The sequence below is a fragment of the Micromonospora mirobrigensis genome (genome assembly GCF_900091555.1).
GTDB classification, from domain to species: domain Bacteria; phylum Actinomycetota; class Actinomycetes; order Mycobacteriales; family Micromonosporaceae; genus Micromonospora; species Micromonospora mirobrigensis.
Genome location: NZ_FMCX01000006.1, coordinates 327,295 through 341,155 on the forward strand (window position 1 = coordinate 327,295; position 13,861 = coordinate 341,155).

The 13,861-nt window shown below is 73.9% G+C and carries 17 protein-coding genes; 10 read left to right on the forward strand and 7 right to left on the reverse strand.

Annotated elements, in window-relative coordinates; all coding sequences use genetic code 11:
• Positions 1 to 66: 66 nt before the first annotated feature.
• The 3 genes from mshD to GA0070564_RS21225 form a co-directional block, all read right to left on the reverse strand.
• The gene (gene mshD, locus GA0070564_RS21215; protein ID WP_091611231.1) at positions 67 to 990 is read right to left on the reverse strand and encodes a mycothiol synthase; all 924 of its coding nucleotides are present in this window, start codon (positions 988 to 990) and stop codon (positions 67 to 69) included.
• A gap of 36 nt (positions 991 to 1,026) precedes the next feature.
• Positions 1,027 to 1,905: a polysaccharide deacetylase family protein gene (locus GA0070564_RS21220; protein WP_091611236.1), complete on the reverse strand. Its 879-nt coding sequence runs from the start codon at positions 1,903 to 1,905 to the stop codon at positions 1,027 to 1,029.
• Between the two features lie 155 nt (positions 1,906 to 2,060).
• Positions 2,061 to 2,774, reverse strand: coding sequence for a winged helix-turn-helix transcriptional regulator (locus GA0070564_RS21225; protein ID WP_091611239.1), 714 nt, complete (start codon positions 2,772 to 2,774; stop codon positions 2,061 to 2,063).
• 248 nt (positions 2,775 to 3,022) lie between these two features.
• On the opposite strand from GA0070564_RS21225, the gene GA0070564_RS21230 reads away from it, so the two are divergent.
• From GA0070564_RS21230 to GA0070564_RS21250, 6 genes are all read left to right on the forward strand, one after another.
• The gene (locus GA0070564_RS21230) at positions 3,023 to 4,075 is read left to right on the forward strand and encodes a hypothetical protein (protein WP_091611243.1); all 1,053 of its coding nucleotides are present in this window, start codon (positions 3,023 to 3,025) and stop codon (positions 4,073 to 4,075) included.
• A gap of 141 nt (positions 4,076 to 4,216) precedes the next feature.
• On the forward strand, positions 4,217 to 5,005 hold the full coding sequence (locus tag GA0070564_RS21235) for an LmeA family phospholipid-binding protein (RefSeq protein ID WP_091611248.1): 789 nt from the start codon (positions 4,217 to 4,219) through the stop codon (positions 5,003 to 5,005).
• 106 nt (positions 5,006 to 5,111) lie between these two features.
• Positions 5,112 to 5,189: an Ms5788A family Cys-rich leader peptide gene (locus GA0070564_RS30380; RefSeq protein WP_323135737.1), complete on the forward strand. Its 78-nt coding sequence runs from the start codon at positions 5,112 to 5,114 to the stop codon at positions 5,187 to 5,189.
• A 204-nt stretch (positions 5,190 to 5,393) separates the two neighbouring features.
• Entirely contained in the window at positions 5,394 to 6,242 is an 849-nt protein-coding gene (locus GA0070564_RS21240) for a sulfurtransferase (RefSeq protein ID WP_091611252.1), read from the forward strand.
• 1 nt (position 6,243) lies between these two features.
• Positions 6,244 to 6,567 carry a DUF1416 domain-containing protein gene (locus GA0070564_RS21245; RefSeq protein ID WP_091611255.1) on the forward strand — a complete coding sequence of 108 codons (324 nt, stop codon included), beginning with the start codon at positions 6,244 to 6,246 and terminating at the stop codon, positions 6,565 to 6,567.
• Between the two features lie 209 nt (positions 6,568 to 6,776).
• Positions 6,777 to 7,637: a hypothetical protein gene (locus tag GA0070564_RS21250; RefSeq protein ID WP_091611258.1), complete on the forward strand. Its 861-nt coding sequence runs from the start codon at positions 6,777 to 6,779 to the stop codon at positions 7,635 to 7,637.
• Positions 7,638 to 7,674: 37 nt separating this feature from the next.
• On the opposite strand, the gene GA0070564_RS21255 is transcribed toward GA0070564_RS21250, so the two are convergent.
• From GA0070564_RS21255 to GA0070564_RS21265, 3 genes are all read right to left on the reverse strand, one after another.
• Positions 7,675 to 9,714 carry an amylo-alpha-1,6-glucosidase gene (locus tag GA0070564_RS21255; RefSeq protein WP_091611261.1) on the reverse strand — a complete coding sequence of 680 codons (2,040 nt, stop codon included), beginning with the start codon at positions 9,712 to 9,714 and terminating at the stop codon, positions 7,675 to 7,677.
• Positions 9,711 to 10,109, reverse strand: a complete 399-nt coding sequence (locus tag GA0070564_RS21260) for an SCP2 sterol-binding domain-containing protein (protein WP_091611265.1) — start codon at positions 10,107 to 10,109, stop codon at positions 9,711 to 9,713. The genes GA0070564_RS21255 and GA0070564_RS21260 overlap by 4 nt, the downstream gene beginning before the upstream one ends.
• A 91-nt stretch (positions 10,110 to 10,200) precedes the next feature.
• Positions 10,201 to 10,575 (reverse strand): DsrE family protein, encoded by a 375-nt coding sequence (locus GA0070564_RS21265; RefSeq protein WP_088968641.1) that lies wholly within the window; start codon positions 10,573 to 10,575, stop codon positions 10,201 to 10,203.
• 12 nt (positions 10,576 to 10,587) lie between these two features.
• Here GA0070564_RS21265 and mtfM point away from each other — a divergent pair, with 12 nt between their 5' ends.
• Both mtfM and GA0070564_RS21270 read left to right on the forward strand, forming a co-directional pair.
• On the forward strand, positions 10,588 to 10,692 hold the full coding sequence (gene mtfM, locus GA0070564_RS30260; RefSeq protein WP_046570768.1) for a small membrane protein MtfM: 105 nt from the start codon (positions 10,588 to 10,590) through the stop codon (positions 10,690 to 10,692).
• Positions 10,686 to 11,276: a heme-binding beta-barrel domain-containing protein gene (locus GA0070564_RS21270; RefSeq protein WP_091611268.1), complete on the forward strand. Its 591-nt coding sequence runs from the start codon at positions 10,686 to 10,688 to the stop codon at positions 11,274 to 11,276. Before mtfM ends, GA0070564_RS21270 begins: the two co-directional genes overlap by 7 nt.
• Before the next feature lie 46 nt (positions 11,277 to 11,322).
• On the opposite strand, the gene GA0070564_RS21275 is transcribed toward GA0070564_RS21270, so the two are convergent.
• Positions 11,323 to 12,180 (reverse strand): aminotransferase class IV, encoded by an 858-nt coding sequence (locus GA0070564_RS21275; RefSeq protein WP_091611272.1) that lies wholly within the window; start codon positions 12,178 to 12,180, stop codon positions 11,323 to 11,325.
• Positions 12,181 to 12,272: 92 nt separating this feature from the next.
• Between GA0070564_RS21275 and GA0070564_RS21280 the strand changes: the two genes are divergently transcribed.
• Entirely contained in the window at positions 12,273 to 12,677 is a 405-nt protein-coding gene (locus tag GA0070564_RS21280) for a Fur family transcriptional regulator (protein WP_091611276.1), read from the forward strand.
• Positions 12,674 to 13,786 carry a CAF17-like 4Fe-4S cluster assembly/insertion protein YgfZ gene (ygfZ, locus tag GA0070564_RS21285; RefSeq protein WP_091611279.1) on the forward strand — a complete coding sequence of 371 codons (1,113 nt, stop codon included), beginning with the start codon at positions 12,674 to 12,676 and terminating at the stop codon, positions 13,784 to 13,786. The genes GA0070564_RS21280 and ygfZ overlap by 4 nt, the downstream gene beginning before the upstream one ends.
• Positions 13,787 to 13,861: the final 75 nt, after the last annotated feature.

A 13,861-nucleotide genomic window follows, 5' to 3' on the forward strand; every position in this document is an offset into this window, starting at 1 on the left:
CTCGCTGTTATCCGGCCTACACCTTGCCGTGACGGCGCCGTTACCCCTTCGGGGTGGGCCGGCCGCTCAGCCCAGGTGGTAGTTGACGTGGCCGGACCAGCGGGCGAAGCCGAGCCGCTCGTACAGCGCCACGGCGGCGGTGTTCGACTCGTCGACGTAGAGCATCACCCGGTCCAGGCCGCGCCGGTCCCGCAGGTATGCCAGGCCGGCTGTGGTCAGCGCCCGACCCAGCCCGCCCCGGTGGGTGGCCGGATCCACCCCCAGCACGTACACCTCGCCGATCCGGGCCGAGCCGGCGCGCTCGTGCACCTTGGTCCAGTGGAAGCCGACCAGCCGGCCGGAGCCCGACTCGACGGCCAGCAGGAAGCCCTCCGGGTCGAACCACGGCTCCGCCAGCCGGAGCCGCAGGTCCTCGGCGGTCCACCGGCCCTGCTCGGGGTGCTCGGCGAAGGCCCGGGCGTTGAGCGCCAGCCAGGCGTCGTCGTCGGCGCCGGGGCGGAAGGCCCGCAGCGTGACGCCCTCGGGCAGCCGGGGCTCGCCGAGCGGCGCGGTGAGCGGGCGGCGCAGCTGCCAGAGCACCCGGGCCCGGTTGAAGCCCAGGTCGACCGCGAGCGCGGCGGCGGACGGGTGGTCCCCGTGCGCCCAGGCGCGCAGCGGCCCGGTGGCTGCCGCGAGCACTCCCCGGGCCAACGCCCGGCCGGTGCCCCGCCGCCGGTACGCCGGATGCACCACCAGTTCGACGCCGACCCCGCCCGGGTCGGTGGTGTCCAGGTGCGCGTAACCGCTGAGGGTGCCGTCGGCGGCCCGGGCGGCGAGGTGCACCGCCGCGGCCCGCGGGTCGCGCAGCCGCAGCAGCGTGTGCTCGTCGAACGGGTCGGCGCCGTCGGTGTCGCCGGCGGCGCGGGCCAGGGCGAGCACCTCGGTCACCTCGTCGGGGGCCAGTCGGTCGGCCCGGGTCACCTGGTCCACGGTCGGCTCGGCGTTGCTCACCCCGTCACCGTAGTCGCCCCGGCCGACACCGGCGCCTCATGTCGTACCGGTGGGGAGGGGTTCCAGCCCGTACCGGTTCTGCAGCTCCGGCAGCAGGGTGTACAGCGCCTCGACGGTGCCCCGGCGGTCACCCCCGGCGTCGTGCATGAGCACGACCGAGCCGGGACCGGTCGCGGTCAGCACCGAGTTGATGATCTTCGTGCTGCCCGGGGCCTGCCAGTCCGACGGGTCGACCGACCAGTGCAGCGGGGTCAGCCCCAACTCCTGGCAGACGGAGACCAGCGGGTAGGTCCAGTTGCCACCCGGCTGCCGGAAGTAGGCGATCCGCGCGTCCGGCACGGCGGCCCGGATCGCCTCGCTGGTCCGCGACAGGTCGGCCCGGATCTGGTCGGGGGACCGCTTGCCGAGCAGCAGGTCGTGGCTCCAGGAGTGGTTGCACAGGGTGTGCCCGTCGGCGACGATCTGCTGCACCAGGTCGGGGTGGTCCTGCGCGTTCTGCCCGACCAGGCAGAACGTGGCCCGGACGTGGTACGCCCGCAGCAGTTCCAGCACCTGCGGGGTCCACTGCGGGTCCGGCCCGTCGTCGAAGGTGAGCGCCACCTGGGGCGAGCCGGTGCTGATCCGGCTGCCGAACGGGCCGTCCCCGTCGGCCGCCGGCGGCTCGGCGGTCGGCGCCTCGTCCTGGCTGGCCTGCGGCAGGCCGGGTGACTCCGACGTCCGCCCCCAGCGGTCGTCGGCGCTCGGCTCCGGCGGCTGGTCGGCGTAGTGCGCCCCGTCGACGCTGGTGGCCACGCCGCTGTCCCGGCGGGGTGGATCGGGCACCAGGCTGCGGCCGAGGCCGTAGGCCGAGCCGAGCAGCGCCACGGCGACCAGGGTGAGCACCGCCGCCACGCGGCCCGTCGTACGCGCCGGCATCAGCGCGGCCGTCCGGTCGGTGTGCGGAGCGCCGCCGCCGTCGTCCCCGTGGTCACTGCGCGCACCGTCCGCCCCCTCTACCGCCGAACCCGGCAGTCAGAATAAGACGAACAGAACTAGCAAAACGGGCTAATCGGAAATGTTGGGCAGATCGGTCAGACCGGGAGGGGTGCCGGCTCCGCGTCCGGCAGCGACCGCGACGGAGGTACGACGAACTTGTAGCCCACCTGCCGCACGGTGCCGATCATCGACTCGTACTCCGAGCCGAGCTTCGCCCGCAGCCGCCGCACGTGCACGTCGACCGTCCGGGTCCCGCCGAAGTAGTCGTAGCCCCACACCTCGCGCAGCAACTGGTCCCGGGTGAAGACCCGGCCCGGGTGCTGGGCCAGGAACTTCAGCAGCTCGAACTCCTTGTAGGTCAGGTCGAGCGGCCGGCCCTTCAACTTCGCCGCGTACGTGTCGGGGTCGATCATCAGCTCGCCGGCCCGGACGGAGCCGCCGGCCCCGGCCGTGGCGTTGCTGAGCCGGCCGACCGCCAGCCGCAACCGGGCCTCCACCTCGGCGGGGCCCGCCCCGGCCAGGATGACGTCGTCCACGCCCCAGTCGGCGTTGAGCGCGATCAGCCCGGCCTCGGTGACCACCGCGACCAGGGGGACCCCGAGCCCGGTGGCGTGCAGCATCCGGCAGGTGGCGCGGGCCTCGCTCAGCTCGGAGCGGGCGTCCACCAGGACGGCGTCCGGGCTCGGGCCGGAGACCAGGGTGCGGACGTCACGGGGCGCGGTGCGAACCGGGTGCGGCAGCAGGTCGAGTGCCGGCAGCACCGCGGATGGTTCGCCTGCGCGTGCGGTCACCAGCAGCAGGAGCTCCACACGATCACCTCCGTCCCGGCGGCCTGGGCCGCGCGCGACCAGCGGAACCCGGAGGGCGCCCGCTGAGAACTTTCGTGGGCCCCGGCGTCGCTGACGGGCGATGTAACGGGTTGAGCCTAACTGATCCCCCGGACGGCCCCTCGACGGTCTTTACCCTTTGCCCGAGATGCCCTTCATGGCGGCCCAGGTTTTAACGTTGCCGAAACCGTGACCTCCGCCGACGCCGCCCGGTCTGGCACGATCGGGTCGTGTATCCCTCCACCTCGCCCGAGACCGGCCGCGACCCGTGGGCCGACGGTCCCCGACCGGCGCCGGCCGGCCAGCCCCGTGGCTACCCGCCCGGCCCGCGTACCGGCCCGGCGGTCGAGGAGACCGGCGAGCTGCGCAAGCGCGGCCCGCGCCGGGCGCGCAAAGGCGGAGAGCCGGCCCGGCGCCCCGACGACGAGGTCGTCGAGCCGGAGGAGGAGGCCGTCCCGCCGGTGCCGGTCCACCGGCCGCTCGCGCTGACCGTCGCCGGCTTCGCCGCGCTGCTCGGCGTCGGCCTGGTGCTCGGCGCTCAGACCGCCGGACCGGGGCACCGGCTGCCCTTCGCCGGCATCATCCTCGGCGTCCAGCTGCTCTACGTGCTCGCCTGGACGATGGCCATGCGCCCACCGGCCCTCGCGGTGGTCGCGCTGGTCAGCGCGGGCGTCGCGGTGGCCGCCGACGCCGCCGCCGTCCGCTCGGAGATCGCCGCCCTGGCCCCCCTCGGGTACGTCGCCGCCGGCGGACTCCTGCTCGGCGTGCTCGGCCAGCTGGTCCGCCGGGTGGACCGGGCCCGGGTCACCGAGTCGCTCGGCGCCACCCTGCTGATCGTGATCGGCGTGGTGGCCTTCGCCACCCTGATCGTGCTGGGCCGGATCCCGGCCGGTACGCAGGCGATCACCGTCTGCCTCACCGCCACCGGTGTCGCCCTCACCGTCGCCCGGCTCACCGACGCCGTGGCGCCCTGGCCGCGGCTCGCGCCGCAGGTGCCCCGCGGAGCGGCCGGCGTGGTGGTCGGCGCGATGCTGGGCACCCTGGTCAGCGCGGTGCTCGGCAGCTACCTGGTCGGCTTCACCCCGACCAGCGGCGCGCTGATCGGCCTGGTCACCGCGGGCACCGCGGTCCTCGCCGACCTGGCCGTCGGATACGCCGAGGCCGGCCGGCTGATGGCCGGTGAGCCGCCCACCATGTGGATCGCCCGGCACCTCCAGGGGCCGCTCGGCGGTTTCGCCCTGGCCGCACCGGCCGCGTACGCGATGTGCACGCTCTTCCTCTGAGGCAACGGTTGAGTTCATTTCGCATCGGGTAATCGAGGGGCGCCGCCGCGTCCACGGCCCCGGCCGACGTGCCGGCGCCCGCCGGGGCGGGTATCAGGTGGTGGGAGCGTCGCGACGCGGCGCCCGGAGTCAGGAGGCGGCGTGGCGGAGGCCCAACCGGCGTACGAGAAGCGACCGCGGCGCCGCGGTCGCAAGGTGCTCGTCTCGCTCTTCGTCCTGCTCCTGGTGCTGGCCGGTCTGCTGGTGATCGCCGACCGGGTCGCCGCCGGGGTGGCCGAGCGGGCGATCGCCAAGCAGGTCGGCGACGAGCTCGCCAAGCAGAACGCCCGGGCGTCGACCCCGAAGGTCGACGTCGCCGGCTTCCCCTTCCTCACCCAGGTGGCCGAGGGGAAGTACGAGCACATCTCCATCGCGCTGCGCGACGTGCAGGGCTCCGTGCAGGGTGACGCGGTCAGCCTGCCGAAGCTCGACGTGGACGCCCGGGACGTGCGAGCCTCGCTGGACACCATCCGCTCCGGCCAGGGCGACGTGGTCGCCGACCGGGTCCACGGCACCGGCACGATCAGCTACGACAGCCTGGCCAAGCTGCTCGACCGGCCGGGGCTCAAGCTCGGCGAGCAGAACGGCCGACTGGCCGTGACCGCGCCGGTGGACATCCTCGGCGTGCAGCTGACCGTCAACGGCACCGCCGACGTGACGGTCAGCGAGCAGGGCAAGGTGGCGTTGAAGTTCAACGACCTGGACGCCGAGGGCCTGCCGGCGCTGCCGCTGGCCCGGACGCTGCTCAGCAACTACGCCAAGGGCATCTCCGTGGACGTACCCCTGCCCGAGCTGCCCTTCCAGCTCGCGGTGCGCAATGTCGAGCCGCAGCCCGACGGGCTCGCGGTGACCGCCGACGCGACGAACGTGCCGATCAACTCGGTCAGCTGAACCAGTCCGGCCCGTGCCCGCGACCCCCTGGTCGCGGGCACGTCCGCGTCCCGGATGCTGGTCGGTGGGATGGCAGCGGCCGCGACGGCTGGTAGTCTCCGTGGCCATGGGGACGCACCTCACCAAACGGCGCGCGGTCGACCTGTGCCGCGTGGCCACCTGCCTGTGTCGCTCCGTCATCTGACGGCGGGGCTGTCTCCGGTCGCCTAGCGACCATCCGGCACCAGGGGTCCTCACCCTCCCGGAGTTCTCCCTCCGAAACGCCCGGCAGCGGCGCCGTCGCACAAACCCGTGATCCCAACCCCAATGGGTCGCGCGCGTGGTGCGACATCACCATCTCGAACCGCACGCGCCGACTCACCGTCCATCCTCACCAGGGAGTGATCAGATGAGTCGCGACACCGCACTCGTCTCGGCCGAATGGGCCGAGAAGAACATCGACGCCCCGGGCGTCGTCTTCGTCGAGGTCGACGAGGACACCTCGGCGTACGACACCGGCCACATCGCCGGTGCGATCAAGCTCGACTGGAAGACCGACCTCCAGGACCCGATCCGCCGGGACTTCGTCAACAAGACCCAGTTCGAGGCGCTGCTGTCCGAGCGGGGCATCGCCAACGACGACGCCGTGATCCTCTACGGCGGCAACAACAACTGGTTCGCCGCGTACGCGTACTGGTACTTCAAGCTCTACGGCCACCGCGACGTCAAGCTGCTCGACGGCGGTCGCAAGAAGTGGGAGCTGGACGCCCGCCCGCTGGTCACCGACAAGGTGGAGCGCCCCCGCACGCAGTACGTCGCGCAGGAGCCGGACACCTCGATCCGGGCGTTCCGCGACGAGGTGGTCGACGCGATCGGCACCAAGAACCTGGTCGACGTGCGCAGCCCCGACGAGTTCGCCGGCCGCCTGCTCGCCCCCGCCCACCTGCCGCAGGAGCAGGCCCAGCGGGCCGGTCACATCCCCACCGCGATCAGCGTCCCGTGGTCCAAGGCGGCCAACGAGGACGGCACCTTCAAGTCCGACGACGAGCTGCGCAAGATCTACGCCGCGGCCGGGCTGGACGACGGCAAGGAGACCATCGCGTACTGCCGGATCGGCGAGCGCTCCTCGCACACCTGGTTCGTGCTCCAGGAGCTGCTCGGTCACCGCAACGTGAAGAACTACGACGGATCCTGGACCGAGTACGGCTCGCTGGTCGGCGTGCCGGTGGCGCTCGGCGACGAGCCTGGGGAGGCCTGAGATGACTGCTCCTACCGCTGCCGGGTGCGCCGCGCCCGACCAGGCCGCCCCGCTGCCGGCCAGCCTGGACCTGGAGAAGGAAACCGTGATCACCGGTGTCGTGCAGGCCGCCTCCGGCGAGGCCGTGCCCGGCGCGTACGTCCGGCTGCTCGACTCGGCCGGTGAGTTCACCGCCGAGGTGGTCACCTCGCCGGCCGGTCAGTTCCGCTTCTTCGCCGCCCCGGGCGCCTGGACGCTGCGGGCGCTGTCCCGGCTCGGCAACGGCGACACCGCCGTGACCGCCGAGCGCGGCATCAACCAGGTCGCCGTCACGGTCGCCGCGTAAGGAAGGGCCCCCTCTTAACGCCTCCGGCATAGGAAGGGCCCCCTGTTAACGCGCCTCGGCGTGGCAGGACTCGGTCCGGGCCGGTCACCCCGTCCAGGGGTGGCCGGCCCGAGCCGTTTCCAGCCGTCGGCCGCCGGGTGAAGGCGGCGGCCCAGGGCTGGACCGCCCGGGTGACATCCGGGGTCGGCGGTGCGTGACACGATGGGCCGGTGAGTGGTGCTGCCCCGGCGGGATACGCCCCGCCGACCGGTCCCGGCGAGCGCACGCCGTCGCACCGGGCGTCTCGTTGGCTGGTCGCGCTGACCACGGTCTGGGCCGTGCTGCTGGGCGTGCTCGTCTGGGTCTCGGTGCGGGACGACCCGCCCACGGTCCGGGAGCAGCGGGACCTGGCGCAGGCCGGGCCGGTGGTCGACCGGGCGGTCGGCGAGCTGCTGGCCGCGGTGGGTGACGCGGGCGCGGTGGTGCTGACCCCGGAGCGGGTCACCCGCGGCTGCCGGATCACCCCGATGGAGGACGGCGCCGTGCTGGAACGCGGGGTCGCCGTCGACCTCGCCGGTGACGACGTACGCGGGCTGCTGGAACGGGTCGCGGCCCGGCTGCCGGCGGACTGGTGGGCGAGGGTCCGGGCCACCGACGAGGGGGTCCGGCTGCGGGCCGACGCGGGCGGGTTCGTCGCCGTGGAGGGCCGCCCGGCCGGCCCCGGGCGGGCGCTGCTCACCGCCGACACCGGCTGCCGCCCGGTGGGCGCCGGCTACCGGCCGCCGACCGCCGCGCCCGGGCCGGAGGGCGCCGCGCTGGCCGCCGCCCTGCGCGCGCTGGGCCTGCCGGCCGCGCCGCAGCCGACCCCGAGCGCCGCCCCCTGCCCCGCCGGCGGGGGGACGAACACCCGCACCGTCCGCGCCACCGGGCCCGCCCCGGCCACCCTGGCCGCGCTCGCGCCGCTGGCCGGCGGCTCACCGGTGCGGGAGACCCCCGAGGTGTACGCCTGGCGCAGCGGCCCGGTCAGCGTCGTGGTGGAGCGGGCCGGCGACGAGGTCCGCCTCGCCGCCTCCGCCGGCTGCCCCGCCTGACGTCCGGCCGGCTGGAGCACCCGGGACCGCCCGGCGGTCAGCTGGTCTCGTCGCGGCTGCGGCCCAGGGCGTCCACCCGCCCCCACCGGCCGGGGATGTCCAGCAGCTCGATCCGGCCCATGCCGGGCGGCACCAGCGGATCGATGATCAGGTGTTCACCCTGCGGTTCGAGGCCGAGCAGGACCCGCAGCATCAGCAGCGGCGTCCCCGCCGACCAGGCCTGCGGGCTGCACGCGGTGGGGTACTCCACCGGATAGTCGGTCAGCGACCGGTCGTAGCCGGCGAACGCCTCGGGCAGCCGGCCGCCGAAGTACTTCGCCGCTTCGATCATCGCCCGGCAGACCCGGCCCGCCTCGTCCCGCAGCCCGTACCGCCACAGGCCCCAGGCGATGATCGAGTTGTCGAACGGCCAGACCGTGCCCACGTGGTAGCCGATCGGGTTGTAGCGGCCCTGCCCCTCGGCCATGGTCCGCACCCCCCACCCGGAGAAGAGGTCGGGTCCGAGCAGGTGCCCGGCGATCCTCCCGGCCCGCTCCGGGTCGACGATGCCGCTCCAGAGCAGGTGACCGATGTTGGAGGTGAGCGCGTCCACCGGCCGCCCCTCCGGGTCCAGGGCCAGCGCGTAGTACTCCCGCTCGGGCAGCCAGAAGTCCCGGTTGAACCGTTCCTTCAGCTCGGCGGCCTCGCGTTCCAGCCGGTCGGCGTACGCCGGGTCGTTCCAGAACTTCCGGGCCATCCGCGCGGCGCGCAGCTTCGCGTCGTACGCGTAGCCCTGCATCTCACAGGTGGCGCGGGGGAACGCCGGCAGGGCGCCGTCCCGGAACGAGATCGAGTCCAGCGAGTCCTTCCAGCACTGGTTCGGCAGGCCGGTGTCCGGGTTGCGGGTCTCGTACCAGATGTAGCCGGTGCCCAGCAGGTCCCCGTACGTGTCGACCCAGTCCAGCGCCTTACGGACGTGGTCCTCCAGGGCGACGATCAGTTGGACGTCGCCGGTCCAGCGTTCGTACTCGTCGACCAGGATGACGAAGAGCGGCGTCGAGTCGGCCGACCCGTAGTAGGGGCTGTGCGGCTGCTCCTCGAAGCCGGCCGTCTCGCCGTAGCGCAGCTCGTGCAGGATCTTGCCGGGCTCCTCGTCGCGGAAGTCGTCCAGCCGGGTGCCCTGGAGGCCGGCGAGCAGGTTGATCGTCGGCCGCACCAGGTCGGGGAGGAAGGGCAGCACCTGAAGCGCGGTGAAGATGCTGTCCCGGCCGAAGAGCGTCATGAACCAGGGCAGGCCGGCGGCGAGCAGCCGGCTGCCGAAGGTGATCGACTCGTACCGCAGCGACGCGAGGTCCCGCAGGCTGCGGTTGTACGCCGTGGCCAGCGGCTCGCAGTCGCAGCCGAGCTTCGGCGCGCGGGAGATCAGCTCGTCCTGTTCCACTTGGATGGAGCCGACCGACCGGGTGCCGCCCAGCGGGGTGGTGGCCCGGAAGTCCTCGCCGCGGGCACCGAAGATCAGCGTGGCGACGTGCAGCCGGGTGGTCCACTCCCCGTGCGGCGGGATCCGGACCCGGAAGGTCATCCCGGCCTCGTCGACCTCGGCGGCGGCGCTGCTGCTGATCGTCGCCTCGCGGTGGAAGTGCTCCCGCCGGTAGGTCAGCCGCAGCGTGTTCGGCTCGACGGTGGCCTCGGTCCGGCCCTTCTTCCGCAGCACGGCCTTGATCTCGAAGATGTCGGCGAAGTCGGCGCCCATCTCCACCCGGACGATGAACTCGGCCTCCTCCTTGGCGTGGTTGAGCACGGTGAGCTGTTCGTCGAAGCTGCCGCCGATGGTCCGGGTCCGCAGCACCGACACCCGGGCGTCCAGGTAGTGCGTCGGCTCACCGGGGGCCAGGAAGAACCGGGTCCGGTACGACTCCGAGTCGTCGATGGAGAGCGCGTGCAACCGGTCCCCGTCGACGGTCAGCAGCCAGGTCGACAGGAAACGGGTGTCGAACGAGAAGAGCCCGGTGGGCCGGTCGTGTGACGGCTCGATGTCCCCCCGGCGGTCGCTGACCAGGAAGGTGTTGCCGTCCAGGATGCTGACGAGCTCCTTCACCTCGGTCGTCCGTTCCGCTCCCGGGCCCGCTGGCGGGGATCGCGGGTGCCCGGCGGGTCGGGGAAGAACCGGCGGAACATCAGCCACAGCAGGACGTTGCCGCTGAGCGTGGCCTCGTTGCGCAGCACCGCCGCGAGGGCCTGCGTCTCACCGGTGACCAGCCGGTCGAACAGCCGAGGGTTGCTGGTCCACCGGGCGTCGGCCTCACCGTCGGCCCGGGTCACCTCGGCTTGGCCCGGTGCCATGGCGACCCGCCAGTGGTCGGTGGTCGGCCCCTCGACCAGGTCGATCTGGAGGGTGCCGGTCAGCACGGGGCGCAGCAGCACGGAGTTGCGCAGGGCGACCGGTGCACGGGAGGGCAGCGACGCGAAGAACCGCTCGGTCGCCTCAGTCACATCCGAATCGTAGGCAGCGGCCGGTCCGGCGGGGCCGGTATCGACACACCCGCCCGACCGGCCGCCGGCCCGTCGGGGCCGGGGCGTCCGGCTAGTAGACCAACGCCTTCGCGTCGTCGGCCATGGCCTCCTCGACGAAGACCGCCGCACCGGCGATGCGTACGCCCGGCAGCACGTCGTCCGGACCGATGTCCCGGCGGGCGGCGCACTGGGTGCAGGCGGTGACCCGACCGGTGGTCAGCACGACGTGCAGCAGTTCGGCCAGCGGCGCGGAGTGCGGCAGCTCGAACTGCTGCGCCCGGCCGGGCAGGGCGAACCAGGTGGACTCGCCGGTCAGCCAGAGCGAGACGTCCACCCCGGCTGCGGCCGCGGTGGCGGCGACGGTGAAGGCCTGGGCGCACCGCTCGGGGGCGTCCGCCCCCGCGGTGACCTTGACGACGAGGGAGCGGGCCATGGGGCCCAGCATAGGATGGCCGGGATGGTTACCGAGATCGGGTTCGTCAGCCTGCTGGTCGCCGGCCTCGGCGCGCTCGCCGGCGGCCTGGTCTACCTCGCTGTTCGTATCTCGAGAGGAAAATGGTGAGTGAGAATCCGCTTCAGCCACCGTGGCTGAACGCGCCGCCGGTCGACCCGTACCCGTACGAGGAGAGCCACGACCTGCGGGTCGGCCCGAAGCTGCACCCGGCGCTGGACGGCCTGCTGCCGTACGTCGGGGTGTGGCGGGGCCGCGGCCGGGGCGGCTTCCCCGACATCGAGGACTTCGACTTCGCCCAGGAGATCCGGATCAGCCACGACGGCCGGCCGTTCCTGTTCTACGAGTCGCGGGCGTGGATCCTGGACGAGCAGAGCCGGCCGGTGCGTCCCGCCGGCCGGGAGATCGGCTGGTGGCGGCCGGTGATGGCCGGCGACCGGGCCACCGACGAGATCGAGGCGCTGATGACCGTGCCGACCGGGGTCATGGAGCTGCACATCGGCAAGCGCAAGGGCACCCAGATCGAGTTCACCACCGACGCGGTGGTCCGGACGGCGACCGCCAAGGAGGTCACCGCCGGCGCCCGGCTCTTCGGCATCGTCGAGGGCGCGCTGCTCTACGCCCAGGAGATGGCCGCCATGGGGCACGCGCTGAGCCCGCACCTCTCCGCCCGGCTGGTCCGGGTCGGCGGCTGACGCCGACACCCACCCCCGGCCCGGGCCGGGCCGACGCTCCGCCGGCTCAGCCCAGCGGGTCGACCGGGAAGCCGAGCAGGGCCTGGAGGGTGGCCGTGTGCGGGGAGCGGGGGACCGGGTGGCCGTCCAGCGAGCGGAACTCGGTCAGGCCGCGGACGGACGAGGTGAACCAGAGCCCGTCCGCGGCGTGCAGCTCCCCGGGGGTGACCATCCGCTCGTCCGCCGCGCAGCCGGCCTCGGCGGCGTGGGCGAGCAGCCAGGCGGCGGTGGTGCCGGGAAGGATCCCCGTGGTGGCGGCCGGTACGCCGCAGAGGGTGTCCCCGGCCAGCCACACCACGTTGGCGCCCGGCCCCTCCAGCACGTACCCGTCGCTGGAGACCCAGAGCACGTCGTCCACCCCGTGCCGGACCGCCCAGCGCCGGGCCGCCGTGCTCGCCCCGTACGACGTGGACTTGATCCCGGCGGGGAGCCAGTCCAGCTCCGGTCGGGTGGCGGCGGGCACCCCCAGCGGGAGGGTGGCCACGGTCACCCCGTCGCGGCGGGCCCGGCGGGACGACAGCGCCACCTCGTTGAGGGTCGCGTACACGGTGGGCAGGCCGCCGCCCTCCGGTCCCCGGGTGCAGACCAGCCGCAGCGCGCCCTCCACCTCCGCCGGCCACCCCGCGGCGACGGCCTCCAACAGCTCCACCAGCGCCTGGTCGGCGGGGAGCGGCAACTCCACCGCTGCCGCGCCCCGGCGCAGCCGGGCCAGGTGCTCGTCGCGCAGCCAGGGCCGCCCACCGCGCAGGTGCATGGTCTCGAAGAGCCCGTCGCCGCGCAGCACGCCCAGGTCGTCGCCGCGCAGCACGGTCGCACCGGCCGGAACGACGCCCTGCCCGAGCAGAGCGATTCTCGATGCCGTCATGACCGCCGAGCGTAGCGGCGGGCGGCGCGACCCTGAGGTCCGGCGGACGGCCGAACTATGATCGGACGGTGTCCGAATCCTCCCTCGCGGAAATGCTCCGCGCCCGTGGGCTGCGGCTGACGGCGCAGCGGCAGCTGATCCTCCAGGCGGTGCTGGACCTTGGGCACGCCACCCCGGAGCAGGTCCACACGGCGGTCCGTGAGGTCGCCGCCGGGGTGAACATCACCACCATCTACCGGACGCTGGAGCTGCTGGAACGGCTCGGCCTGGTGACCCACACCCACCTGTCGCACGGCTCGCCGACCTACCACGCGGCGGGCGAGCACCAGCACGTGCACCTGGTCTGCCGGGAGTGCGGCGCGATCGACGAGATCGACCGGGAGCTGCTCGGCCCGCTCGCCGACCGGTTGGCGGCCCAGCGCGGGTTCCGGGTGGACATCGGGCACGTGGCGCTCTTCGGCGTCTGCGGCAAGTGCGAGGACGGGGAAGCCAAATGATCGACATCGCGGGCGCGGTGACCACCGAGGCCATCGACGAACAGACCCGGGACCAGCCCGAGCCGGCACACCGCGCTGCGGGGGTGCGGTCGGTGGCCGCCCACTACGGCGACCCGATGCGGGAGCAGCGCACCCTGAGCACCGCCGTCGGCCTGGTCGACCGCTCGCACCGCGGCGTCGTCGCCGTGCCGGGCGAGGAGCGGATCGGCTGGCTGCACACCCTGACCAGCCAGCACCTCGCCACGCTGCACGCCGGCCAGGGCACCGAGCTGCTGGTGCTCTCCCCGCACGGGCACGTCGAGCAGCACGCCATGGTCGCCGAGGACGGCACGACCACCTGGCTGGACACCGAGCCGCAGGCGACCGCCGGGCTGCTGGCGTACCTGGAGCGGATGCGGTTCTTCAGCAAGGTCGAGCCGCGCGACGCCACCGCCGACCACGCGCTGCTGTCGCTGGTCGGGCCGGAGGCGGCCGCCGCCGTCGGCACGCTCGGCGTCGCCGACCTGGCAGCCCCGGACATGGCCGCCGTGCCCGGCCCGAAGTTCCGCGCCGGCGAGCTGCCGGCACGCCCCACCGTCGTGTACGACGTCCGGCCGCTGCCCGCCGGCGGCTGGGCCCGTCGGGTCGAGCTCGGGGTGGACCTGCTGGTCCCCCGACAGGCGCTGACCGAGGTGGTGGAGCGGCTGCGGGGCGCCGGGGTGCCGGTGGCCGGGCTGTGGGCGTACGAGGCGGTGCGGGTGGCCGCCCGCCGGGCCCGGGTCGGGGTGGACACCGACCACCGGACCATCCCCGCCGAGGTGGACCTGATCGCCCCGGCCGTGCACCTGGACAAGGGTTGCTACCGGGGCCAGGAGACGGTGGCCCGGGTGCACAACATGGGCCGGCCGCCCCGTCGGCTCGTACTCCTGCACCTGGACGGGGTGACCACCGACCAGCCGCCGGCCGCCGGCACGCCGGTGACCCTCGACGGCCGGGCGGTTGGTTTCGTGGGCACGGCCGTGCACCACCACGAGCTGGGCCAGATCGCGTTGGCGGTGGTCAAGCGCAACGTGGCCGACGACGCGCACCTGCTGGTCGGCGAGAGCGCCGCCGCCATCAACCCGATGTAAGGAAGGGCCCCTTCTTAACGCCTCCGGTAGAGGAAGGGTCCCTTCTTAACACGCCCCACACCGGAAGACTTCCTG